The sequence below is a fragment of the Edwardsiella sp. EA181011 genome, assembly GCF_000800725.1.
In the GTDB taxonomy this organism is placed as follows: domain Bacteria; phylum Pseudomonadota; class Gammaproteobacteria; order Enterobacterales; family Enterobacteriaceae; genus Edwardsiella; species Edwardsiella anguillarum.
On record NZ_CP011364.1, the window covers coordinates 1,484,923 to 1,507,988 of the forward strand.

At 61.1% G+C, this 23,066-nt stretch carries 19 protein-coding genes and 1 pseudogene; 5 read left to right on the top strand and 15 right to left on the bottom strand.

What is annotated here, in order from left to right; genetic code table 11:
• Positions 1 to 19: 19 nt before the first annotated feature.
• The 3 genes from tsgA to hemL all read right to left on the bottom strand — a co-directional run bounded on the left by tsgA (position 20) and on the right by hemL (position 3,747).
• Complete coding sequence (gene tsgA, locus QY76_RS06555) at positions 20 to 1,228, bottom strand: MFS transporter TsgA (RefSeq protein ID WP_045425674.1); 1,209 nt, start codon at positions 1,226 to 1,228, stop codon at positions 20 to 22.
• Between the two features lie 44 nt (positions 1,229 to 1,272).
• Positions 1,273 to 2,106 (bottom strand): xanthosine phosphorylase, encoded by an 834-nt coding sequence (gene xapA / locus QY76_RS06560; protein ID WP_034165513.1) that lies wholly within the window; start codon positions 2,104 to 2,106, stop codon positions 1,273 to 1,275.
• 357 nt (positions 2,107 to 2,463) lie between these two features.
• On the bottom strand, positions 2,464 to 3,747 hold the full coding sequence (hemL, locus tag QY76_RS06565; protein WP_034165514.1) for a glutamate-1-semialdehyde 2,1-aminomutase: 1,284 nt from the start codon (positions 3,745 to 3,747) through the stop codon (positions 2,464 to 2,466).
• Positions 3,748 to 3,976: 229 nt separating this feature from the next.
• On the opposite strand from hemL, the gene clcA reads away from it, so the two are divergent.
• Both clcA and erpA read left to right on the top strand, forming a co-directional pair.
• Positions 3,977 to 5,416 carry a H(+)/Cl(-) exchange transporter ClcA gene (clcA, locus tag QY76_RS06570; protein WP_045425676.1) on the top strand — a complete coding sequence of 480 codons (1,440 nt, stop codon included), beginning with the start codon at positions 3,977 to 3,979 and terminating at the stop codon, positions 5,414 to 5,416.
• A gap of 91 nt (positions 5,417 to 5,507) precedes the next feature.
• Positions 5,508 to 5,852 (top strand): iron-sulfur cluster insertion protein ErpA, encoded by a 345-nt coding sequence (erpA, locus tag QY76_RS06575; RefSeq protein WP_034165515.1) that lies wholly within the window; start codon positions 5,508 to 5,510, stop codon positions 5,850 to 5,852.
• A gap of 77 nt (positions 5,853 to 5,929) precedes the next feature.
• Here erpA and QY76_RS06580 read toward each other — a convergent pair whose 3' ends face one another.
• The 3 genes from QY76_RS06580 to mtnN all read right to left on the bottom strand — a co-directional run bounded on the left by QY76_RS06580 (position 5,930) and on the right by mtnN (position 8,383).
• Positions 5,930 to 6,541, bottom strand: coding sequence for a TRIC cation channel family protein (locus QY76_RS06580; RefSeq protein WP_034165517.1), 612 nt, complete (start codon positions 6,539 to 6,541; stop codon positions 5,930 to 5,932).
• A 276-nt stretch (positions 6,542 to 6,817) separates the two neighbouring features.
• Positions 6,818 to 7,681 carry a vitamin B12 ABC transporter substrate-binding protein BtuF gene (gene btuF, locus QY76_RS06585; protein WP_045425679.1) on the bottom strand — a complete coding sequence of 288 codons (864 nt, stop codon included), beginning with the start codon at positions 7,679 to 7,681 and terminating at the stop codon, positions 6,818 to 6,820.
• A gap of 3 nt (positions 7,682 to 7,684) precedes the next feature.
• The gene (mtnN, locus tag QY76_RS06590) at positions 7,685 to 8,383 is read right to left on the bottom strand and encodes a 5'-methylthioadenosine/S-adenosylhomocysteine nucleosidase (protein ID WP_045425682.1); all 699 of its coding nucleotides are present in this window, start codon (positions 8,381 to 8,383) and stop codon (positions 7,685 to 7,687) included.
• Between the two features lie 158 nt (positions 8,384 to 8,541).
• Between mtnN and dgt the strand changes: the two genes are divergently transcribed.
• Together dgt and degP are read left to right on the top strand one after the other, a co-directional pair.
• Positions 8,542 to 10,065, top strand: coding sequence for a dGTPase (dgt, locus tag QY76_RS06595; RefSeq protein ID WP_034165521.1), 1,524 nt, complete (start codon positions 8,542 to 8,544; stop codon positions 10,063 to 10,065).
• A gap of 222 nt (positions 10,066 to 10,287) precedes the next feature.
• Positions 10,288 to 11,703 carry a serine endoprotease DegP gene (degP, locus tag QY76_RS06600; RefSeq protein WP_034165522.1) on the top strand — a complete coding sequence of 472 codons (1,416 nt, stop codon included), beginning with the start codon at positions 10,288 to 10,290 and terminating at the stop codon, positions 11,701 to 11,703.
• Positions 11,704 to 11,821: 118 nt separating this feature from the next.
• Here the strand turns inward: degP and QY76_RS06605 are convergent, their stop codons facing one another.
• The 9 genes and pseudogenes from QY76_RS06605 to QY76_RS06645 all read right to left on the bottom strand — a co-directional run bounded on the left by QY76_RS06605 (position 11,822) and on the right by QY76_RS06645 (position 21,820).
• Entirely contained in the window at positions 11,822 to 12,505 is a 684-nt protein-coding gene (locus QY76_RS06605) for an ABC transporter ATP-binding protein (RefSeq protein WP_034165523.1), read from the bottom strand.
• Positions 12,502 to 14,163 carry an iron ABC transporter permease gene (locus QY76_RS06610; protein ID WP_034165524.1) on the bottom strand — a complete coding sequence of 554 codons (1,662 nt, stop codon included), beginning with the start codon at positions 14,161 to 14,163 and terminating at the stop codon, positions 12,502 to 12,504. The genes QY76_RS06605 and QY76_RS06610 overlap by 4 nt, the downstream gene beginning before the upstream one ends.
• Positions 14,164 to 14,176: 13 nt before the next feature.
• Complete coding sequence (locus QY76_RS06615; protein ID WP_081854083.1) at positions 14,177 to 15,223, bottom strand: extracellular solute-binding protein; 1,047 nt, start codon at positions 15,221 to 15,223, stop codon at positions 14,177 to 14,179.
• A 202-nt stretch (positions 15,224 to 15,425) separates the two neighbouring features.
• Positions 15,426 to 16,960, bottom strand: a pseudogene (gene emrB / locus QY76_RS06620) (multidrug efflux MFS transporter permease subunit EmrB).
• Between the two features lie 17 nt (positions 16,961 to 16,977).
• Positions 16,978 to 18,153: a multidrug efflux MFS transporter periplasmic adaptor subunit EmrA gene (gene emrA / locus QY76_RS06625; protein WP_045425685.1), complete on the bottom strand. Its 1,176-nt coding sequence runs from the start codon at positions 18,151 to 18,153 to the stop codon at positions 16,978 to 16,980.
• Positions 18,154 to 18,496: 343 nt separating this feature from the next.
• Complete coding sequence (gene mprA / locus QY76_RS06630) at positions 18,497 to 19,015, bottom strand: transcriptional repressor MprA (RefSeq protein ID WP_034165528.1); 519 nt, start codon at positions 19,013 to 19,015, stop codon at positions 18,497 to 18,499.
• Between the two features lie 609 nt (positions 19,016 to 19,624).
• Positions 19,625 to 20,110, bottom strand: a complete 486-nt coding sequence (locus tag QY76_RS06635) for a DUF1198 family protein (RefSeq protein ID WP_034165529.1) — start codon at positions 20,108 to 20,110, stop codon at positions 19,625 to 19,627.
• Positions 20,111 to 20,262: 152 nt separating this feature from the next.
• Positions 20,263 to 20,787, bottom strand: coding sequence for a Dps family protein (locus tag QY76_RS06640; protein WP_012849587.1), 525 nt, complete (start codon positions 20,785 to 20,787; stop codon positions 20,263 to 20,265).
• 154 nt (positions 20,788 to 20,941) lie between these two features.
• Entirely contained in the window at positions 20,942 to 21,820 is an 879-nt protein-coding gene (locus QY76_RS06645) for a LysR substrate-binding domain-containing protein (protein WP_034165531.1), read from the bottom strand.
• Positions 21,821 to 21,927: 107 nt separating this feature from the next.
• On the opposite strand from QY76_RS06645, the gene QY76_RS06650 reads away from it, so the two are divergent.
• The gene (locus tag QY76_RS06650) at positions 21,928 to 22,920 is read left to right on the top strand and encodes a TDT family transporter (RefSeq protein WP_174434928.1); all 993 of its coding nucleotides are present in this window, start codon (positions 21,928 to 21,930) and stop codon (positions 22,918 to 22,920) included.
• Positions 22,921 to 23,066: the final 146 nt, after the last annotated feature.

Here is a 23,066-nt window from a genome sequence, read left to right on the forward strand (position 1 = left end):
GCCCTCCCTCTCAGATCTGTCAAACGGCGGGGGCGCTTGTCTGCAGACGTTCGGCCTTACTGAAAAACGCAGCGCCCAGCAGCGTCAGCAGCAGCAGACCGTAGGCAACGGTGGCGCTGTTGAGCGCACCGTGCAGGCCGAACCGGCCATTGATCAGCGAGGAGACGCTGGCGAACAGCAGGGTGCCGACGGTACCGCAGGTGAGCAGCGCAGAGATCAGCGTCGATGAGCTGCGGCGGACCTGCAGTGAGCCGTAGCTCATCAGTCCCGAGAATAGGCCAGAGTTAAAGAATCCGAAGGTGCCACAGGCGATCAGGATCAGGCCGGCGTCGGCGCCGTTGCTAATCAGTGCGATCGACCCCATGCCGATAACGGTACAGATCAGCAGAAAGGTGCGTAGTCTCATCCATTTTACGGTGAACTGATTCAGGAAGAGGCCGATAGCCTTACTCACCCAATATACGGTGGTGTAGAGCGCGGCCTGCTCGGGCTGCATGGCAAAGCGTAGCTGCAGGTATCCCGGTGTCCACAGGGTAAAAATCGGCTCCGCCAGCAGGAATAAGAACAGCGCCAGGCAGATAAGCCATACCGATATGCCCCATGACTCTGCGGCGGCCGCGGCAGGGGCCGCGGTTTGCTTTTGCGCCGCTGTCTCATCGCTGGGAAAGCGAGCGCGCAGGACGAACAGCAGCATCAGCACGCCAAGCGCGCCCATGATGGCATACATTGCGATCCAGCCGGCGCCGAGTTTAAACATCCATGCCAAAAGAAAGGAGAGCGTTGCGCCGGCGAGGCTAAAGAAAAAGTCAGTGAAAATCAGGCTTGAGGAGCGACTTTTTTCATCGGGATTGATGCGGACGACCAGGTAGCTCCCTATCGTCATAAAAATACCGCCGCAGGCGCCGATTACCGCGACCGCCACGCTGAACAGCGTGAGTGTGGGGGTTGTGAACAGCGCGATGCTGATGATGATAGTGAACAGCGCGGCCGCCGCCAGCGGCTTTTGTAGCCCCCACTTTTTGATCAGTAGGCCGCCGAACATAATCGGTATAAACATGCCGATATTCATTAAGGTAAAGATCTGACCGATAAAGCTCGGCTCTTTCTGGAAGGCGACGCACAGCGGGCCGAGGACAATGCCCAGGGTTGAAACCAGCGCACCGACAAAATAGTAGCTCAGGTATGAGATGGCATTCAGTCTGCCGCGGGAGTCGTAATGATTTTGCATCTGCGGTTCTCCTGGCAGGCGAACGGCCTGCCGGTGGCAGGGGATCAGCGGGAGTTCTTCACGAACTGGCTGATTAAATGGATAAAGTCGTCGGTGAGCATCGCCGCGCATTTCAGCGTCTGCTCATGGGAAAGCTCAACGTCGCCCAGCCCCTCGGCCATATTGGTAATGGCGGAGACGGCCAGTACCTTTAGCCCGCAGTGGCGGGCGGCGATGACCTCTGGCACGACCGACATTCCCACGACGTCACCGCCCATGCGCTGCATCATGCGGATCTCGGCGGCGGTTTCAAAGTTGGGGCCCGGATAGGAAACATATACCCCTTCGTACAGCGTCAGGTTGAGCTCGCGGGCCGAGGCATGCAGCCGCTGGCGCAGCCCGGTGTCATAGGCATTGGCGAGGCTGAAGAAGCGCGGGCCGAATCGCTCGTCGTTCGGCCCCACCAGCGGCGTTGATGGCAGGGTGTTGATGTGATCGCTCAGCGCGACCAGTGAACCGGCCGGAATGGCCGGGTTGAGTGAGCCGGCGGCGTTGGTACAGAGCATCAGTTCGCAGCCAAGCAGCTTAAAGGTGCGTACCGCCTGGGTCATGATGCCCATGCCGGCGCCTTCATAGAAGTGGCCGCGGCCTTTCATGCACAGCAGCGGAATACCGTGTAGCGTGCCCATGACTACCTCACCGGCGTGCCCGCTTACGCTGCTGACGGGAAAGCCCGGCAGAGCGTCGTAGGAGACGCCGGTTTTGTTGTCCAGACGGTCGGCCAATGTGCCCAGGCCAGAACCGAGGATCATCGCAATGCGCGGCGAGAAATTTGGCTTTGCCGCGCGTAGGATCTCGGCGGCCTGATAGGGGGAGTCGTTGAAAACATCGCGGGACATAAATCACTCCTGAGTTGAGTCGCGTTATTGACGCCATTCTCAAAGTGATTTGATTTGCCCTCCAATATTATTGGCGCGTGTATTGATTCGATTTTTAGTATTGATTGGTTAAGGGTATACAACGTTTCAATGGGATAGTGCGGAAGGGGACGCAGAATAGAATGCAAAAACGCGAGGGGAAGTGTGATGGCGATCATCTGGGCTGAGGCGCAGGTGCGATGGGCAGCCTCTCGTCCATCGCACCATCATGCCTAACCCGCGCGCCGCCGGCGGAGCCCCCTGTGCGTGGATGGCTACGCGCTTGGCGGCTCGCGTGGTCCGCCCCATCAACGCCCCCCGCAGGAGGCAAGGCGGGGGTTACTTCAGCTTGGCGAAGCTGCGGCGGGCGGCGTCGATGGTTTTCTGGATATCCTCCTGGCTGTGGGCCAGGGACATAAAGCCCGCCTCGAACGCGGACGGCGCCAGGTAGATACCCTGCTCCAGCATCAGGTGGAAGAAGCGCTTGAAGCGCTCGGCGTCGCAGCGCAGTACGTCCTGATAGCCGGTGACGGCGGACTGGTCGGTGAAGAAGATACCGAACATGCCGCCGACGTGGTTCACCACCAGCGGGATCCCTTCTTCGCGTGCGGCCGCCAGCAGCCCCTCGGCCAGGCTATCGGTCAGCTCCGTCAGCCGTGGGTAGATCCCCGGCTGGTTGATCTCGTTCAGGCAGGCGTAGCCGGCGGCCATGGCGACCGGGTTGCCGGACAGCGTCCCGGCCTGGTAGACCGGACCGGTCGGCGCCAGCGCCTCCATCACCTCGCGGCGTCCACCGAAGGCGCCCACCGGCATGCCGCCGCCGATGATCTTGCCCAGGCAGGTCAGATCCGGGGCGACGTCGTAGTACTCCTGGGCGCCGCCGAGGGCGACGCGGAAGCCGGTCATCACCTCGTCGATGATCAGCAGGGCGCCGTACTGATCGCACAGTTCACGCAGCCCCTGCAGGAAGCCCGGCTGGGGCGGAATGCAGTTCATGTTGCCCGCCACCGGCTCGACGATGATGCAGGCGATCTCCTGCGGATAGCGGGCGAAAGCGGCACGCACCGAGTCCAGATCGTTGTAGCTGCAGGTCAGGGTGTGTTTGGCGAAATCGGCCGGTACCCCCGGGGAGTTGGGCTGACCCAGGGTCAGGGCGCCGGAGCCCGCCTTGACCAGCAGATGATCGGCGTGCCCGTGGTAGCAGCCCTCGAACTTGATGAGCTTATCGCGGCCGGTAAAGCCGCGCGCCAGACGGATGGCGCTCATGGTGGCCTCGGTACCGGAGTTCACCATGCGTACCATGTCCATGCTGTCGATCAGCGAGGTGACCAGGTCGGCCATACGCACCTCCATCTCGGTCGGTGCGCCGAAGCTCAGCCCGCGCTCGACGGCGGCGATTACCGCATCGCGGATCGCCGGGTGATTATGGCCCAGGATCATGGGGCCCCAGGAGCCTACGTAGTCGACGTAGGCCTTGCCATCGGCATCATACAGGTAGGCGCCGTCGGCCCGCTCGATAAACAGCGGCGTACCGCCAACGCCGGTAAAGGCGCGCACCGGGGAGTTAACGCCGCCGGGGATCAGCGTTTTGGCCTGCTCGTACAGTCGTTCGGACTTGTTCATTATCGGCTCCAGACGTGTAGAAAATAAGGTAATAAGCCTGTGCTATTCTAGAGAAGTCTGGCGCCAGATGAAATGCGTCGTGATGCGCCATGGCATGGCGTGTCAATTTTGGCCGTTAGAGGCATTGTCTAATCGTTTGCGGAGACGAGACCTCTCAGAGAGAGTAAAATGCTCAACCTATTTGTACTATTTATCTATTCCTTGACCAACTTCACTGACTGAATTAACTATGACTACGCAACAAGACTCGATCTCTCAGCCGACGACGCCCCATCTACGGCGCAGTAACGTGCTGAAACGCGTAATACACCGGGATAAGACGCCGCTCGCCACTTTGGTGCTGGCGGCGATCGTCGGAACCTTGGCCGGACTGATGGGCGTCGCCTTTGAGCGCTGCGTGGACTGGGTGCAGCAGCAGCGTCTGGCCGGTCTGGCGGAGGTCGCTAACTACTGGTTTATCGTCTGGCCTGCGGCGATCCTGGGGTCAGCGCTGCTGGCCATGTGCGGCTACTATCTGGTGCGCCGCTTTGCGCCAGAGGCCGGTGGATCCGGTATCCCGGAGATTGAGGGGGCGCTGGAGGATCTGCGCCCGGCGCGCTGGTGGCGGGTGATCCCGGTGAAATTCATCGGCGGTCTGGGCACCCTGGGGGCCGGCATGGTGCTGGGACGCGAGGGACCCACGGTGCAGATGGGCGGCAACCTGGGGCAGATGGTATATGACCTGTTCCGCCTGCCCAAGCGTGACAACGAGACGCGTCATACGCTGTTGGCCACCGGTGCGGCAGCGGGCCTGACGGCGGCGTTCAACGCGCCGCTGGCTGGGATCCTGTTTATCATTGAAGAGATGCGCCCACAGTTCCACTATAGCCTGGTGTCGATCAAGGCGGTGTTTATCGGCGTGATCATGTCCTGCGTGGTGTTCCGCCTCTTCAATGGCGAACACTCGGTGATCGAGGTCGGGCGTCTGGGCGTTGCGGAGATCAATACCCTGTGGCTTTATCTGGTGCTGGGCATGGTGTTCGGTATCGTCGGCGTGCTGTTTAACATGGGAGTCTTTCGTACCCAGGATATGTTCCAGCGCATGCACGGCGGTAACTGGCGTAAGCTAATGCTGATCGGCGCGGCGCTTGGCGGCCTGTGCGGCGCGCTGGGGCTGATCCAGCAGGAGGCGGCGGGCGGCGGCTTTGCCCTGATCCCCATCGCCGCCGAAGGCAACTATACCGTCGGCATGCTGCTGTTTATCTTCATCGCCCGCGTGGTGACGACGCTGCTGTGCTTTGGCTCCGGCGCGCCGGGCGGGATCTTTGCCCCGATGCTGGCGCTCGGCACCCTGCTGGGAACGGCGTTTGGCATGGCGGCCGCCTATCTGTTTCCGCACTATGGCATCGATCCGGGCACCTTTGCTATCGCCGGCATGGGGGCGCTGTTTGCCGCCACGGTGCGCGCGCCGCTGACCGGTATTGTGTTGGTGCTGGAGATGACCGACAACTATCAGCTTATTTTGCCCATGATCATTACCTGCCTTGGCGCTACACTACTGGCGCAGTTCCTGGGTGGTAAACCGCTGTACTCCCGCATTCTGGAGCGTACGCTGCATCGCCAGATGCAGGAGCAGGAGGCCGCGCAGAAACGGGCGGAGCAGAGTGGGCAGCAAACCACCAATACTTGAATGGATTACTCGGGTATTAGATAATCGTCCGATGAGTCAGTATGCCCTGGGCCAAGCGGCATTCTGACATGTACACTGGCTGGAGCAATCAATGAGTGATGAAATGGCAGTGCCGCTGCAGTTTACCGATGCGGCGGCAAACAAGGTGAAATCCCTGATCGCAGACGAAGATAACCCGAACCTGAAGCTGCGCGTGTACATTACCGGCGGCGGCTGCAGCGGTTTTCAGTATGGCTTTACCTTCGATGATAACGTCAACGACGGTGATATGACGATTGAGAACCAGGGCGTTGCGCTGGTAGTGGATGCGATGAGCCTGCAGTACCTGGTCGGCGGTTCGGTGGACTATACCGAAGGGCTGGAAGGATCGCGCTTTATCGTCAATAACCCCAACGCGAAGACGACCTGCGGCTGCGGATCGTCGTTCAGTATCTAAGCGTAAGCCGGAGCGCGGGATCTCGCGTGGCGCCTTCCTGTGGAAGGCGCCATTTTTTTATCGGCGGCGCCCGGGGCTTAGTCCAGTGTGAAGGTCGGCAGCTTGAGATGCCAGCGGATAGCCGCCAGACGGATACCCAGCGTGATCGCCATGCCCAGCATCATGGCATGCTGTAGCGCCATGCCAAAGGTGACATAGGCGGTGACGTGGACGATGCCCCCGATGATGCAGGCGGTGGCGTAAATTTCGGTGCGCAGGATCATCGGGATCTCCCGCGCCAGCACGTCGCGAATAATGCCGCCGCCCACCCCGGTGATCACCCCCATACAGACGGCGATCATGGGGCCGGCGCCGGCGGCGAAGGCCTTATTGACCCCGATGCCGACGAAGACGGCCAGACCCACGGCGTCCAGCACCGGCAGCACCCAGCCGGGCAGACGGCGCGGCTGGCGCACCAGGGCAATGGTCAGCAGACAGGTCACCATCGCCACCACCAGATCGGTGGGATCGCGTACCCAAAAGGCCGGGCCATTATCCAGCGCCATATCGCGGATGGTGCCGCCGCCTACGGCGGTGACAACTCCCAGCACCAGGACGCCAAAGGGGTCCATGCGCAGTTTGCCCGCCAGTAACACGCCAGAGATGGCAAAGACCGCCGTCCCCAAAATATCCAACCAGTAAACCAGCATAACCCTTACCTCTTCAACGCCACCGGACTCCGGCAGGATTAGTTGTAATGACAATTATTTGTGATCTTATTGTTTTGATTGGGAATCACCTTCCAGCGGCGGCGCATAAGATAGCGTGAAAACGGGGATTACGCCACGTTGGCGGATGAGGAGAGAGCCAGCTTTTGGCTATTCTGTGCGTCGGCTCGCGCCAGCGGCGGATCCCACCGAATCCAGCGGCGTTTTGTCTGACAAGCGCGGGGAAGAAAGGCGGGCGCAGGGCGCGCCCGCCGGGGCTCAGCGGGGAGGCGCTGCGGCGCTCAGCGTATGCAGCTGTGCGCAGAGGGCGTCGGCGGCCAGCAGAATGCGCGGGCCGCTGCGGTTGAGCCAGTCCTGGTTGACGGCGATCACCGGCACCGCGAGCTGGGGGCGCCAATAGTCGGCGACGATGGCCGCCTGAGCAGCGTCGCCGCCGATGACGATCGCCTGCGGGTGGCGCACCATCACCTGTTCGCGGCTGACCTGCGGCCAGGGCACCGGGCTGTCGGCAAAGATATTCTGTGCGCCGCACAGCGTCAGCAGATCGCTCTGCAGCGTTTTAGCGGAGGTCGAAAACAGCGGCTGGTTACCGAACTGCATCATCACCCGCAGCGGCGCGCCCCGGGCGTAGCGCTGGCGCAGCTGCTGTAGACGCTGGCGAAACTGGGCGGCGGCGCGGTGCGCCTGCCCGGGGTGAGGGCTATAGACCGCCAGCCTATCGAGATCGTCAGCCACCTGATCCACGCGCTGGGGATCGGAGTAGAAGAGGGGGATCCCCAGCGCGCTCAGCTGATCGAGTACGCGTCGGGGATTGCCGCCGTGCCAGGCCAGGATCAGATCGGGCTTAAGGGCCAGGATGCGCTCCAGGTTGATCCCGTTCCAGGAGGCCACCTTTTCTAGCCCTGCCGCCTGCGGCGGGTAGTCGGAATAGGCGCTGGCGGCGACCAGGCTATCGCCGAGGCCGGCGGCGTAGGCAAGTTCGGTAGTATGCGGCGACAGGCTGACGACGCGCAGCGCCGCCGCCTGCAGCGGGGGCAGGCTCAGGCCGAGGCCCAGCAGCAGCACGGCCAGCGACAGTATGCCGCCCGATCCGCGGCGGCGTTTGGCGCGTCGCAGGGCCATGGATTACTGGGCGGCCAGTGCGCGCAGCATCGCTTCCACCATCAGGGTGGACTGCTCGGCGGCGACCTTGAGGAACTCATCAAAGCTGATATGGGACTCCTGATCGGCGACGTCGGAGATGGCGCGCACCACCACAAATGGGGTTTGGAAGGCGTGGCAAACGTGGCCGATGGCCGCCGCTTCCATCTCTACCGCGGCGACCTGCGGGAAGGTGCTGCGAATACGGGCCAACGGCTCGGCGCCGTTGATGAAGGCGTCGCCGCTGCAGATCAGGCCGCGCACGGCGTTCAGCTGCAGCGCGGTGATGCAGCGTTCGGCCAGGGCGATCAGCGCCGCATCGGCGCTAAAGGCCGCCGGACAGCCGGCCATCTGTCCCGGCTGATAGCCAAAGGCGGTGACGTCGGCGTCGTGGTAGCGCACCTCATCGGAGATAACGATGTCACCGACCCGCAGGGTGCTGGCCAGGCCACCGGCGGAGCCGGTGTTGATCACCACGTCCGGGCGGCAGTGATCCAGCAGCAGGGTGGTTCCCATCGCCGCAGAGACTTTGCCGATGCCGGACTTCAGCAGCGCAACCTCAACGCCGTGCAGGCGGCCAGTATAGATTTCGCAGCCGGCCAGGCTAAGGGTCTGACGATTTTCGATGCGGTCGCGCAGCAGGGTAACTTCCTGCTCCATGGCGCCAATGATGCCTACTTTCATATCAATACCTGTAATTGGGAGTAATAACGGGAATCCGGTTGCGCAGTTTAGCATAGCTCTGTCCCAGACCGCTGCGCAGGGCGGCAATGGCGGAAATTATCTGTTAGGCTGTGGACATCGGGCGTGTCTGCGACGCCCTCCACGGTGGGAGATTCACCATGAGCATCGATTTTGCGTCCAAACTCAGTTACCAGCGTCCCCTGCGCTCGGCGGAGGAGGCGCTGTTCCTGCACGGCGCTTACGAGATCGGACGCCAGTTTGAGAGCGATCGTGGACGTATCATCAACTCGGCGGCCATCCGCCGCTTGCAGCAGAAGACCCAGGTGTTTCCGCTGGAGCGCAACGCGGCGGTGCGTTCGCGCCTGACGCACTCGATGGAGGTTCAGCAGGTGGGGCGGCATATCGCCCGGGAGATCCTGCACTGCCTCTCTAGCCAGGGGCATATCGTGGAGCTGGGCCTTGCGGACTACACCGACGCCTTTGCAAGCTGCGTCGAGATGGCCTGCCTGATGCATGACATGGGCAATCCGCCCTTCGGCCACTTTGGCGAGGCGGCCATCAAGGCCTGGTTCAGCCGCGCGCTGGGGGTCAGCGCCGATGGCCATAACCGGCTGGACGATGCGGCCTGTCAGGTGGCGTTCCTGCGCCGCGACGGGCAGGATGCCGAGCTAGATACCCTGCGCGCCCGTCTGCGTATCGACCTGAGCAACTTTGAGGGTAACGCCCAGTCTATCCGTTTAATCCATACCCTGCTCAAGCTGAATCTGACCTATGCCCAGACCGCCTGCGTCTTAAAGTACACTCGCCCGGCCTACTGGCAGGGGCCGCTGCCGGCGGGCTTTGACTATCTGATGAAAAAGCCCGGTTACTACTGGGCAGAAGAGGCGTTTGTCGCGCAGCTGCGCCAGCAGGTCGATCTGCTGCCGTATCATCGCTTTCCGCTGACCTATATCATGGAGGCGGCGGATGATATTTCGTACTGCGTGGCCGATCTTGAGGATACGGTCGAAAAGCACCTGCTCAGCGTGGAGCAGCTGTACGCCCTGCTGAAGGAGGAATGGGGGACGGTGACCAGCGGCGATCTGTTCAGCGTCACCGTGCAGGATGCCTTCGAGCGCTGCAATAAAAAATACGGTCGGCGCAGCGCTGACGATATCTTTTTTATGTATTTGCGGGTGAATGTAGTGAAGCGTCTGGTTCCCTATGCCGCCGACTGTTTTTTAAATAACCTGCAACACATTTTTATTGGCGCATTTAATGAGCCGCTGCTGTCCGCCGGGGCTGAAGAGTATCGGCTGCTGAATATATTTAAACAGGTTGCGCTGAAGCACGTATTCAATCATTTCGAGGTCGAACAGCTGGAGCTGCAGGGGTATCGGGTGATTAAGGGACTGCTGGATATTTATAGTCCGCTGTTGGCCATGCCGCAGTCGGATTTTCTGCGCCTGGTACGCGACGATCGCCACCCCGACTACCTGATCGAGACGCGGCTGTTTCACAAGCTCTCCGTGAAGCATCGCTTGGCCTACCGGGAGGCGGTGGACGGCCTGGCGGCGTTTGACGGTGCCCAGCTGCAGGTGCGGGAGTATTATTATCGGGCGCGCCTGATACAGGACTATATCAGTGGAATGACGGATTTATATGCCTATGATGAGTATCGCCGGCTGATGGCGGCGGAATAATCATCTGCTGGATATATCGCGCGCATACGCTGGCTTTGTAAAGTCGGGCGTATAAATATTTACGCTTCCTTGACTTTATCGCGGTGAACTTCATTTCAGTTTACTACTCTTAGTAAACATAATATCACCGTCTCGGTGATAGCGGCGCCGTCTGGCGCAACGCCGTTCAGCGCCGCTGAATGAATCCGTTTTATCGTTGCTAATACGAGAGAAAATCGTGCTATGAAAAAAACCACTTTAGTATTGAGTGCCGTTGCATTGAGTCTGGGAATGGCGCTGAGCCCGATGTCGGCCAGTGCGGCAGAGACCTCTTCCGCCACCACCGCCCAGGCGTTGCCGAGCCTGGCACCGATGCTGGAGAAAGTGATGCCGTCCGTGGTCAGCATCAACGTCGAGGGCAGCGCGACCGTCAATAACAGCCGCGTGCCGCCGCAGTTCCAGCAGTTTTTTGGCGAAGACTCTCCGCTGTGCCAGCCGGGCTCGCCGTTCGGCGGTTCGCCGATGTGTCAGGGCGGCGGCAATGCGCCGTCCAAAGAGCGCTTTAAGGCGCTGGGCTCCGGGGTGATTATCGACGCGGGGAAAGGCTATGTTGTCACCAACAACCACGTCGTGGCTAACGCCGACAGCATTAAAGTGCAACTGAGCGACGGCCGCCGCTTCGACGCCAAGGTGATCGGCACCGATCCGCGCACCGATATCGCGCTGATTCAGCTGAAGGATGCCAAGAACCTGACTGCCATTAAGATGGCGGACTCTGATAATCTGCGGGTGGGCGACTATGCGGTGGCGATCGGCAACCCCTACGGGCTGGGTGAGACCGTCACCTCCGGGATCGTTTCCGCGCTGGGCCGCAGCGGCTTGAACGTGGAAAACTACGAGAACTTTATTCAGACCGACGCGGCGATCAACCGTGGTAACTCCGGCGGTGCGCTGGTGAACCTGAACGGCGATCTGATTGGGATCAATACCGCGATCCTGGCGCCGGACGGCGGCAACATCGGCATCGGCTTCGCCATTCCGAGCAACATGGTGAAAAACCTGACCGGTCAGATGGTGGAGTATGGCCAGGTGAAACGCGGTGAGTTGGGGATCATGGGGACCGAGCTGAACTCCGAGCTGGCGAAGGCGATGAAGATCGACGCCCAGCGCGGCGCCTTCATCAGCCAGGTGCTGCCGAAGTCAGCCGCCGCGAAGGCCGGGCTGAAAGCCGGTGATGTCATCGTCTCCCTGAACGGGAAGAACATCTCCAGCTTCGCCTCCTTCCGCGCTGAAATCGGCACCATGCCGGTCGGTAGCAAGCTGGCGCTGGGAATCATCCGCGACGGTAAGCCGATGAACGTGGAGGTGACCCTGGAGCAGAGCGCGCAGAGCCAGGTGGCCTCTGACAACATCTTCAGCGGTATCGAAGGGGCCGAGCTGAGCAACGCCGCCGGTGGCAAGGGCGTGAAGGTGGATAACGTGAAGAAAGGCTCCACCGCCGCGCGTATCGGCCTGCAGAAGGGCGACGTGATCCTGGGCGTGAACCAGCAGGCGATCGCCAACATCGGTGAGCTGCGTAAAATTCTGGATGCCAAGCCGCCGGTGCTGGCGCTGAACATCCAGCGTGGCGACAACACCCTGTATCTGCTGATGCAGTAATCGCCCCGCGCGCCGCCTGACATCGGGCGGCGCATCCGGAAAAACAAATACCCCGTGAGCGTACTGCCCACGGGGTATTTTTTTATCCGCACCTCACCGCGGCGGCGGCGCGCGTGGGTTACGCCGCGTCGGCGCAGCTCAGCGCCTGACCGTGGGCGATATGCAGGATCGGGCCGCCCATCGTGCGCGCCTCCTGGGCGCTATGGGTCACCAGCAGCGCGGTCTGTCCGGCGGCGGCGAGGATCGCTCGCACCTCTTGTCCTAAGCGTTCGCGGGTGCCCTCGTCCAGGCTGGAGAAGGGCTCATCCAGCAGCAGGATATCCGGCTGGGGGGCCAGGGCCCGCGCCAGGGCGACGCGCTGCTGCTGGCCGCCGGATAGGGCGTGCGGGTAGCGTTCGCCGATCCCTGACAGCTCGATCAGCTGCAGCAGATCGGCGACGCGCGTCCGCTGGACGGCGCGCGGCTGGCGACGCAGGCCAAAGGCGATGTTCTGCGCTACGGTCAGGTGCGGGAACAGCGCGTAGTCCTGAAACACCATGCCGACGCGGCGCAGCTCCGGCGCCAGGTGCTGCTGTGGCGATGCCACGCAGCGCCCGGCGATGCGGATGCTGCCGTGGCTGAGGCGCTCAAATCCGGCGATCGCGCGTAGCACGGTGGTCTTACCGCTGCCGGAGGCGCCGAGCAGGCAGGCCAGCGTCCCCTGACGCAGAGACAGGGAGAAACCGTTCAGCACCGGCTGGGCACCGGCGCCCGCGCCATAGCTGACGTGCAGATTATCCAGGCATAAGGCCATTTCGTTCATCGCGACTCTCCCGCGTGTTTTAACTGGTTGCGTACCAACAGCGTCATGGGTAGGGTGCCGGCCAGTACGATCAGCAGCGCCGCGATGGCGCCGTCTTCGTAGGTGCCGCGCGCGGCCTCGGCATACAGCAGGGTCGCCAGCGTTTCCACGTTGACCGGACGCAGCAGCAGGGTAATGGGCAGCTCTTTCATGACGTCGGCGAAGACCAGCAGCGCGCTGCCGATCAGCGCCGGCCGCAGCAGCGGCAGGTGTATGCGCCAAAAGGTCGCTCCCTCTCGCTCGCCCAGCGAACGGGCCGCCTGCTCCAGCGATGGGGCGATACGCGCCAGCCCGGCGTCCAGCGCGCCGAGGGTAATGGTCTGAAAGCGCAGGGTGCAGCACAGAACCAGCAGCAGGCCGCAGGAGAACAGCGGCAGACCGCGTATCTCCAGCGCCGTCGCCAGCCAGGCATCGGCGCGCAGCGCCGGCGGCATAAAGCCAATGGCCAGAATGGTGCCCGGTACGGCATAGCCCAGCGAGGCGAGGCGCAGGGTGATCCGGCGCAGCGGCGGCGTGGGCGGCGCCAGCGCCCGAATACGCGCATACCAGCTCAGCGCCAGGCTGATCGCCACCGCCAGCAGCGTGACACCCAGCGACAGCAGTAGGGTATTGCGCAGCGCCGCCAGCAGCTCGGCGGAGAGCAGGGTCTGGCTTTCCAGCCGCTTCAGGCTCTGCCAGATCAGGTGCAGCAGCGGAATGATAAAGCCGAGCAGCAGCGGCAGCGCCGTCGCGGCGCTGAGCAGCCAGGCGCGCGCGCCGCGCAGGGGCTGCGGCTGCAGGGTGCGCAGGCCGCGGCCCGCATAGCGTTGGCGCCGGCGTCCGTATAGCTCCAGCGTCAGCAGCAGGAAGATAAATCCCAGCATCATGCAGGCGATCTGGGCGGCGGCGGCGATGTCTGAACGGGTGATCCAGGTGGTATAGACGGCGACGGTCAGGGTCTGCACCCCAAGGAACTCCGAGGCGCCGAGATCGTTCAGGGTCTCCAGCAGCGCCAGGCTGATGCCGACCGCCAGCGCCGGCCTGGCCATGGGCAGCACGACGCGCAGAAAGGTACCGCGCCCGTTTTCGCCGAGGGTGCGCGCCGCCTCGAGCAGGTGTGCGGGCTGGCTGATGAACATCGCCCGCATCGTCAGATAGATATAGGGGTAGAGTACCAGGCTAAACAGTACGATGGCCCCGGCGACGCCGCGAATATCCGGCAGGCGGAACTGGCGCGGGCTGTCATAGCCGAGCAGCAGGCGCAGCGCGCTCTGCAGCGGGCCAATCGGGTGCAGCAGATCCAGCCAGGAGAAGGCGACGATGTAGGTTGGCATCGCCAGCGGCAGCAGCAGTCCCCAGCTCAGCAGGCGCCGCCCGGGGAACTGAAAGGCGCTCACCGCCCAGGCGCAGCCGACGCCGATGGCGCCGGCCAGCAGCGCTACCCCGGCCAGCAGCAGCAGGGTATTCAGCGCGGCCTGCGGCAGGACATAGCGCCACAGATCGCGCCAGTGCTGAACCCCACCGTCGGCGGCCAGCCACAGCAGCGAGAGCAGCGGCGTGACCGCCAGCAGGGCGACGCTCATCGCGCCCAGCGCCAGCGGCGTCGGGCGCGGCAGGGCGTCGCGTATCCGGAGGCCCATCGGGGGCCATCGCTTACTGATCGAAGCCAACTTTATCCACCAGCAGGCTGGCCTGTTTACGGTGTTTGACGATCTCGGTCAGCGGCAGCGGATCCGGGGTAATGGTGCCAATGGCGTCGGCGATGGTTGGGTCCAGCGCCACGCCCTGGCGCACCGGGTATTCGTAGTTGGCGCGGGCATAGCGCTGCTGGGCTTCTGGGGAGACCAGATACTCCATCAGCTGTACGGCGGCCTGACGGTTTGGCGCATGGCGGGCCACGGCGGCGCCGCTGATGTTGACGTGGGTGCCGCCGTTGGCGAAGGTCGGTCTGATCACGTCGATCGCCTCGCCCCATTGGCGGGCATCGCTGCCCGGCTTGGCGTTTTTCAGGTGTCCCACATAGTAGGAGTTGGCGATACCGATATCACAGATGCCGCCCAGAATATCGCGCGCCACGTCGCGATCGCCGCCGGTCGGCTTACGCGCCAGATTGGCCTTCAGCGCCCGCAGCCATTGCTCGGTTTTGGCTTCGCCCTGATGGGCGATCATCGCTGCCACCAGCGCGGTGTTGTAGGGGTGCTGGCCCGACCGCATGCAGATGCGGTTGTGCCACTCCGGCTTGGCCAGATCCTGATACTGCAGCGTACGGCCGGGGAGATCCTTGGCGATGTAGAGTACGCGGGCGCGCATCGATAGCGCGAACCACTGGTTGTCGCTGCCGCGCAGGTTGGCGGGGATGGCCTGGGTCAGCGTTGCGGAGTCGACCGGCTGGGTGACGCCCGCCTCGACCAGATCCAGCAGATTACCGGCGTCGACGGTCATCAGCAGATCGGCCGGTGAGTTGGCGCCTTCGGCCTTCAGTCGCTCCAGCATTCCGTCTTTGATATAGACGGTGTTGACCTGCACGCCGCTCTGCTGTGTCCATCCCTCCAGCAGCGGTTTGATCAGACCCGGTTCCCGGGTGGTATACAGCGTCAGCGAGCCGTCGGCGGCGGCGGGCAGAGCGCTGAGGCCAAACAGCAGGCCGGCGGCACCGAGCCGCAGCCAGGCGGTAACGGCGGTGGATAAGCTACGCATCATCGGTTTTTCTCCTGGTCAGCGGGCCTGCGCACGACGTTCGGCGCCGCCCTGTGGAATGAGATAGTAAATGATAATTACTTTTAATTTCAATTTAATTCTGTTTATCGCCAACGAGGGCCCCAGGTAGAGGGGATGGCAGGGAAAAAACGTTAAAAAAAACCGCCCAGGATGGGCGGTTGAGAGAGGCACGTGGCGCGTTGGATCAGTGGGCGCCGCCGCTGTCGCCTGCGCTGGAGAAGGGGGGCTTGGCGAACCAAATCAGTATCAGCAGCACCAGGAAGACGCCGGCCGAGGCCCAGAAGATCTCGTTTGCCGAGATGATCAGGCCCTGGGCGGTGATGTCCTGGGCTATCAGGGCGGAGGCCTGGTGGCTGTTCAGCCCCAGCTTTTCCATTTCGCCATAGGCCTGCTGGGCGACGGGATTATACGGGGTGATCGATTCGGCCAGGTGGGTATGGTGCAGCGCTTCGCGCCGCGTCCACAGCGTGGTGGTGATCGAGACCCCGATCGAGCCGGCCAGGGTACGGCAGAAGTTGCTCAGGCTGGAGGCCGCGGCGATGCGCTCCGGCGGCAGACCGGACAGGCTGATGGTGGTCAGCGGCATAAAGAAGCAGGCCACGGCAAACCCCTGGACAAACTGCGGCCAGGCCGAGGCGCCAAAGTCCATGCCTGGCTCAAAGCTGTAGGCACGCCAATAGAAGCAGACGGCATACATGATGAAGCTGAAGGTGACCAGCCGTCGCATGTCGAGCCGGGCGCCGAAGCGGCCGATGATCGGGGAGAGCAGCACCGGAATTAACCCTACCGGCGCCGAGGCCAGTCCGGCCCAGGTGGCGGTATAGCCATACACCTCCTGCAGCAGCTGCGGCAGCAGCACGATGGCGCCAAAGTAGAGCATGTAGGCCAGGCTGATGCACAGGACGCCGATGGTAAAGTTGCGGATCTTGAACAGCGAAAGATCTACCACCGGGTGATCGTCCGTCAGCTCCCAGATCAGCAGGAAGATCAGCGACACGACGGCGATCACCGTCAGCAGAACGATCTCCGGCGAGTTAAACCAGTCCAGCTCCTTGCCTTTGTCCAGCATCACCTGCAGGCAGCCGACGCCCAGCGCCAGCAGGATCAGGCCGACGGTATCGATAGGCTTATGCTCGATGCGCGTCTCTCGCCCTTTCAGGGTCGACATGCTCACCAGCACCACGCCGATCCCCAGCGGCACGTTGATAAAGAAGATCCAGCCCCAGTGGTAGTTGTCGCTGATATAGCCGCCGAGTATAGGCCCACAGATCGGGGCGACGATCACCGTCATCGACCAGAGGGCCAGCGCCATGTTGCGTTTGGCGGGGGATAGTTACCGAGCAGCAGACTCTGAGAGAGCGGGATCAGCGGCCCGGCGACCAGTCCCTGCAGCACGCGGAACAGGATCAGCATCTCCAGGCTTTGAGATATCCCGCACAGCCAAGAGGTCAGGGCGAAGAGCCCGGTTGACCACAGAAATAGCCGCACCTCGCCAAAGCGCTTGGCCAGCCATCCGGTGATGGGGATCGAAATGGCGTTGGCCACCCCAAACGAGGTGATGACCCAGGTTCCCTGAGAGTTGGAGGCGCCCAGGTTTCCGGAGATGGTCGGGATGGCCACGTTGGCGATCGTGGAGTCCAGCACCTGCATGAAGGTGGCCATCGACAGCGCGATGGTCACCCAGGCAAGCTTGGCTCCCTCAAGCGGTTTTTGTTGCACAGTCACCTCGGCGCAGATTAAGCGGCATTGGCCTGGATGATCCCGGCGATCTCGCGATTCACCGGCGCCAGATCCAGCGTCAGCACATTGCTCTGGTAGGCCGGCGTCTTACGCACCTGTTGGGCTAGCACCTCGCCGCGGGTATTGGCGGTGTCGACGGTGACCAGCGTGGAAAGCCCGATGCGCAGCGGATGCTGCGCCAGCTGCTGAGGATCCAGCTCAATGCGTACCGGCAGGCGCTGCACGACCTTGATCCAGTTGCCGGTGGCGTTCTGCGCCGGCAGCAGAGAGAAGGCGCTGCCGGTGCCCATATCCAAACCGGCCACTTTGCCTTTAAACACCACGCCGTCGCCGTACATATCGCTGACGACGGTGGCCGGCTGGCCGATACGCATATTGGCCAGCTGAGTCTCTTTGAAGTTGGCGTCTATCCACATCTGGCTGGCTGGGACGATGGCCATCAGCGGCGTGTTGGGGCTGATTTGAGCGCCGACCTGTACGCTGCGTTGGGAGACATAGCCGGTTACCGGGCTGCGGATCTGGGTACGCTCCAGCGCCAGCCAGGCATCGCGCACCTGGGCAGCGGCCTGCAGCACCGCCGGCTGTTTTTCCAGCGGGGTATTCAGGATCAGCGCCTGATTAGCGTTGTACTGCTGGACCGCGACGTCCAGCGCGGCGCGGGCGCTCTCCATGGCGTCCTGCGCATGCTGCAGCTCCTCGCGGCCAATGGCGCCGGAGCGGCTCAGCGCCAGACGGCGCTGGTAGTCGCTGCTAGCCTTACTCAGTGCCACCTGACTCATGGCGATGTTGGCCTGGTACTGCTTGGCGTTGACCATCAGCTGGTGGGTCTGGCGTACGCTGTTGGCCAGCGCGGTTTTCGCCCGCTCATAGGCCTGCTGGGCGTCGGTTTTATCCAGCGTGACCAGGATGTCGCCCGCCTTCACCAGATCGGTGCCCTCAAAGTTAACCCGGGTTACGCTGCCGGAGACCTGGGCGTTGATCTGTACCAGGTTGCCGGTGACATAGGCATCATCGGTCTCCTGGTGGTGGCGCAGAACGATAAACCAATAGACCAGGTAGGCAGCGGCGATCAGGATGAACACGCCGGTCATCCCTAGCATCCAGGTTTTACGTTGTTTCTTTTTATTGGGTGCAGGCGGCAGGGTTGCCTGTGTCGCCAGGTTTTCACTCATGGTGTTTCTCCGCATTTCCTCTTGGAACCATAGTCATATGATGGGTATTGCATGTCGAATTTTCCCCGCGCGCACGCTGATAACCACCGTCGCCGTGCCGCCGGCGTTGGGCAGCATAGGAGAGTGGGCGGAGGAATGAAAAGATAGATCGTCTTAACCGCGCATTGAAACAGACACGGATACACATCGTCTGGTGGATACGTGCGCTGTGCGGTCAGAGAAAGAGCGATTGTACATTCTGGATGGCGGGTCAGACCGCGCGTCGTTCGGCGCTGCCCCGAGGGCTGGCGATACAAACGCGCGATCGTCTACGTAACGGTAAGCATAATCTCAGGTGAATGGCTTACTGTGGCAATCCGGACTGTTCCATCTCTTCAATGCGCGATAACAGCTTACGAGTCAACACTTCCAGCTGCTGCTGCTCCTCCTGAGTCAGCGTTGACCATAAGAAGTGTAGACACTTATGCTGCGGCGGAATGATCTCGGCCAGAAATGCCTTGCCTGCCTCCGTCAGGTGCAGATGCAGGCAGCGGCGATCGTTGTCACTTTCGCGGCGCTCGATCCAGCCGCGCTTCTCCAGCTCATCGGCGATACGGGTCGCGTTAGTACGCGATGATCCCAGCGCCGCGCTCAGCTCGGAGGGTTGAATACTATAGTCTTCCTGCGCATCCAGCGTAATCAGCGCCATGAACAGCGTTTCATTAATCCCTTGTTCTTTCAGCATCTTGTTGCGATTTTCCAGCAACTTATTCTGCATATGCATGCACAGACGGGTCAGCAGAATCTCCTGATAGGGAAAATCCAGCTGTCGCTTAGCGCGCTGCTTTAGCATCTCTTCGATTTGAGTGATAGAACGTGGCATTGGATCATGACCTCATTAGTTTCATTGGGTATAGTAACTTTGGTTATCAGTCTTGTAAACGATGTTTCTGAGAAAAAAGTGAAGCCGCGTGCTAATAAATTTAATGGCGAAATCATAACGGCATTAATGAATTTTTTTAATGATCTCTTACGCAAGGGCGCACGGAGACTGCCGTGGGCGCGGGAGCGCTGCGGATGCCACAGTGCCGTCAGGCGACGCTCGTCTGCCGGACGGAGTGGGAAGTGTGCGTGTGAGTTATACATTTTTTCACTGTTATTGAGTTAGGCCAGTAACTCTTTATTTTTATAAAAAATGTCCTTACTGATGGCACCGGGTCGATCGGCCGGCACAGGCATCCGCCGTGGACGCCTGGGTATTGCACCGCCGTCATGGCCATGACGGCGGTGTCGGTTCAGGGAGCCATGCCCACGGGAAACGGGTACGCCGCAGTACGACGCGACGACCTTGTCCGAGGAGAAAACGCACGGATTGAACCATATCGTTAATTAGTTAGTGTGAGAATGAAAAGTTCTGGTTTTTAATATGCAACAGATTACATGTCAGATTTGTGACATGTGCCGCAAGAAACGTTAACGGCCCTTATTATAGTCAACGGAAATGGTCAAGGATGTAGACATTATCACCATTTTCTTCTGTCTCCAGCGCCTGCGGTGCAAACAATTGCTGATAGCGCAGGCGGAATGCCAACATTTCATCTGTATCTGGCTCCAGATCGCGTAAAAAATCGAGCGTCAGACGCACCTGATGCGGGCTGATATCGGCGTTAAAACCGGCCTTGCGCAGCAGTGAGCGCCAGTAGCGCAGGTTGTCGTCGTCACCGTTAACGATAAACGTTTGATAGATGAGTAACACCACCGCGCCATTATTGAGGTGAGATTCACCGCCGCACTGCAGATAGCGGACAAATGCCTCCCCCTGCGTCTTCCCCATCTGGCTGAGCAGCGACTCGACGTGCACGGGCTCGATATTCAGACGCTGGGTCAGGCGTTGGCAGGCCCGTCGGGTGGGGGTATTGAGAACGCGGAAGCCGGCGATAAACACCAGTGCCAGCGTGGCGAGCATTAACCAAATCATGCCGGTCTCCGGGAGTGACAGTCGCTCCATCATACGGATAAAGGGTCGGTTCAGCCAGCGCAGGGGGGAGACAGGGCACGCAGCGCCCTACGAAAGTACCACGCAGGAAAACGGCGCCGCAGAGGGCGCCGTGACAGCGACAATAAACGATCTTATGCGCGGCGGCAGGCTTCAAACAGGAACCAGACGCGGCGTTCAGTTTCGTCGATCCAGTTTTCGATCAGGCTGGCGCTGGAGATGTCGTGATACTCATCGCAGACCGCATGGGCGGCGCGCAGCTCAGCGGCGACCTGTTTGTTGTCTTCACACAGCTCGGCCAGCATGTCGATGGGATCGACGTACTCGGCATCGTTGTCCTTAATGCGCTGCATCCGGGAGATTTCGCCGATGGAGTGCAGGGTATTGCCGCCAACTTTACGTACGCGTTCAGCAATATCATCGGTCATGGCAAACAGCTGTGCGCTTTGCTCGTCCAGCAGCAGATGGTAGTCGCGGAAATGCGGGCCACTCATATGCCAGTGGAAATTCTTGGTTTTCAGGTAAAGGGCAAAAATGTCGGCCAGCAGTGCGTTCATTGCTGCGCTGATTGCTTTGGTTGCCTCATGGCCCAGATCGGTTGGCGTGGCCAGGGGAAGGCGTTGGCGTGCTTGGACGTCGCTTTTTTTAACCGTGCTCATCTTGATCTCCTTAGAATTAGATAATCAAAGCAGCAGTAGTGCTCAGTACCCAAGCAGTATAGATCATTCAACGTCAGTGTGGATTTATTTGTAATACAAAGAGTTTCAAGTAGATGCGGCCAGTAATCGTTACACGGGCGTGTATGGCGCCCGCCTAAGCTGACCAGTGACGGCAAAATTCAAGCCATAGATTTAGGGTGGGGGAGATATACTTGCTGCGCTGCAGGCACAGGGAGAAACGGCGGCTAAAGCGCGGTTCGCAGGGGAGGATACAGAACTGCCCTGCGTACAGCGGCTGCTCCAGCATGCGGCGGGAAATAAAGGTAATGCCCAGATTGTTTTTGACGCACGCCAGGATAGCGTCAAAGGCATCCAGCGACAGCACCACCTGTGGGTTGTCCAGGCGGGGCGCCAGCTGGTGGTCAAAGAATGCCCGGCTGGCTGAACCCGCCTCGCGCAGCAGCCAGCGCTCCCGGCTGAGCTGCGCATAGCTCAGCGGGCCCCGTCCGGCCAGCGGGTGTTCAAGGCTCGCGACCACCACCATCTCATCCTCCAGCCACGGCTGGCTGATTAGCGCAGGGTCGGTGACCGGCCCCTCCAGCAGCGCCACATCTAGCTCAAATCCGGCCACCATGCCGGCAATGCTCTGGGTGTTGGCGATGATCGGCAGGGGCAGCCAGCCGTAGCGCAGCTGGAATGCGCTGAGCAGCTCCGGCAGCAGATAGCTGCCGATGGTCTTGGTGCAGCCGACCATCAGCCGAGTATCGCCGTTGCCATTGTTGAACAGACTCTCCACCCCCTGCATCCGGGTCAGCAGCTCGTCGGCCACCGGCAGTAGGCGCTGTCCCTCATGGTTCAGCAGCAGGCGGGCGTGCTGGCGCTCAAACAGCCGCACCTCGAGCTGGTTTTCCAGCTCGCTCAGGGTTTGCGACAGGGCCCCCTTGGTCATAAACAACTGCGACGCCGCCTGGGTCAGGGTGCCGCTGCGGGCAATGGCGACAAAGACGCGCAGCTGTTTGAAGGTGATGTTCATTGTTTAGGTTTCCTAAACCAATGGTAAGAAATTTATTGATTTTTTAAATAATATCCTGTGGCTATAGTATGCGCCATAGAAACAATGAAAAACGTAGAGGTGTTCAAGTGTTAAGATTAATTCATCGCAAGGTTCGCAGCATGCCGACGCCGGCGGCTGGATTGGCTCTGGGTATTGCCAGCATTGGCTGGGGATTGGAAAACGCGCTACCGTTGCACGGCATCGGACAGAATATTGGCGCGCTGATCGCTGCCGCGATCCTGCTGGCGTTGACCGTTCGCTTTATTTTTCACCCCGACACTCTGATGCAGGATATTAAGCATCCGGTGGTGGGCAGTATCGTACCGACCTTCGCCATGGCGACGATGGTGGTCTCCGTGGCCGTAGGCCACTACTTTCCCCGCGTAGGGCAGGGGCTGTGGTTGGCGGCGGTCGCGGTACACCTGATCGCGCTGGCGCTGTTTTTCTTCCACCGCGCCCGTGAGCCGCGCATGCACCATATGGTGCCGAGCTGGTTCGTGCCGCCGGTCGGTATCATTGTCGCCGATGTCTGCTGCCCTGGCGCCGCCTTTATCCCGTTCGCACAGGTCCTGCTGGTGATCGGGATGGTCAGCTACCTGATCATGCTGCCGCTGATGATTTACCGCTTCATGTTCTGCAATGAGGTGCCGGATGCCGCGAAGCCGACGATCGCCATTATGGCCGCTCCGGCAAGCCTCTCTCTGGCCGGCTACCTGACCGTCGTTCAGCAGCCGTCATTACTGATCTGCGCCATTCTGCTGGGGATCGCCCTGCTGATGACGGTCGTGATTTACTGCTCCTTCTTCCGTCTGCTGCAGCTGCCGTTCAGCCCGGGCTATGCGGCCTTTACCTTCCCTATGGCCATCGGCGCCACCGCGCTGTACAAGATGTCCCATCTGGTTGCCCAGTATCCGGGGGCGGCGGACTACGCGGCGCAGCTTCACCTGATGGCGACGGTAGAGGTGGCGGTGGCCACGGTGATCATCGCCTATGTCGCCCTGCGCTATGCCCACAACTACTGGCTGCCGGGTCTGCGTCTGGCCGGCAAGAACGATACAACGTTTAACAACGTGGCTTAAGGTGTGGAATATCGTATGAAGAGCAACTGCATTAACGTCGTACCCTTGATGGCTATCGTCCTATTTATCGGCTGTACAGCTTGGGCTCTGTTTCTTTAAAACTGTGATGACTCTGTAAGTGTTCTGTCGTATTCCCCGGCCCACTG

What these genes read in the sequence shown, in the direction of transcription:
- QY76_RS06640 (WP_012849587.1), bottom strand. Translation starts at nt 20,787, where the DNA reads ATGAGCACGGTTAAAAAAAGCGACGTCCAAGCACGCCAACGCCTTCCC.
- mprA (WP_034165528.1), bottom strand. Translation starts at nt 19,015, where the DNA reads ATGCCACGTTCTATCACTCAAATCGAAGAGATGCTAAAGCAGCGCGCT.
- btuF (WP_045425679.1), bottom strand. Translation starts at nt 7,681, where the DNA reads ATGGCCCTGCGACGCGCCAAACGCCGCCGCGGATCGGGCGGCATACTG.
- emrA (WP_045425685.1), bottom strand. Translation starts at nt 18,153, where the DNA reads ATGAGTGAAAACCTGGCGACACAGGCAACCCTGCCGCCTGCACCCAAT.
- QY76_RS06610 (WP_034165524.1), bottom strand. Translation starts at nt 14,163, where the DNA reads ATGGGCCTCCGGATACGCGACGCCCTGCCGCGCCCGACGCCGCTGGCG.
- degP (WP_034165522.1), top strand. Translation starts at nt 10,288, where the DNA reads ATGAAAAAAACCACTTTAGTATTGAGTGCCGTTGCATTGAGTCTGGGA.
- hemL (WP_034165514.1), bottom strand. Translation starts at nt 3,747, where the DNA reads ATGAACAAGTCCGAACGACTGTACGAGCAGGCCAAAACGCTGATCCCC.
- erpA (WP_034165515.1), top strand. Translation starts at nt 5,508, where the DNA reads ATGAGTGATGAAATGGCAGTGCCGCTGCAGTTTACCGATGCGGCGGCA.
- mtnN (WP_045425682.1), bottom strand. Translation starts at nt 8,383, where the DNA reads ATGAAAGTAGGCATCATTGGCGCCATGGAGCAGGAAGTTACCCTGCTG.
- dgt (WP_034165521.1), top strand. Translation starts at nt 8,542, where the DNA reads ATGAGCATCGATTTTGCGTCCAAACTCAGTTACCAGCGTCCCCTGCGC.
- QY76_RS06635 (WP_034165529.1), bottom strand. Translation starts at nt 20,110, where the DNA reads ATGATTTGGTTAATGCTCGCCACGCTGGCACTGGTGTTTATCGCCGGC.
- xapA (WP_034165513.1), bottom strand. Translation starts at nt 2,106, where the DNA reads ATGTCCCGCGATGTTTTCAACGACTCCCCCTATCAGGCCGCCGAGATC.
- clcA (WP_045425676.1), top strand. Translation starts at nt 3,977, where the DNA reads ATGACTACGCAACAAGACTCGATCTCTCAGCCGACGACGCCCCATCTA.
- QY76_RS06615 (WP_081854083.1), bottom strand. Translation starts at nt 15,223, where the DNA reads ATGATGCGTAGCTTATCCACCGCCGTTACCGCCTGGCTGCGGCTCGGT.
- QY76_RS06580 (WP_034165517.1), bottom strand. Translation starts at nt 6,541, where the DNA reads ATGCTGGTTTACTGGTTGGATATTTTGGGGACGGCGGTCTTTGCCATC.
- tsgA (WP_045425674.1), bottom strand. Translation starts at nt 1,228, where the DNA reads ATGCAAAATCATTACGACTCCCGCGGCAGACTGAATGCCATCTCATAC.
- QY76_RS06605 (WP_034165523.1), bottom strand. Translation starts at nt 12,505, where the DNA reads ATGAACGAAATGGCCTTATGCCTGGATAATCTGCACGTCAGCTATGGC.
- QY76_RS06645 (WP_034165531.1), bottom strand. Translation starts at nt 21,820, where the DNA reads ATGAACATCACCTTCAAACAGCTGCGCGTCTTTGTCGCCATTGCCCGC.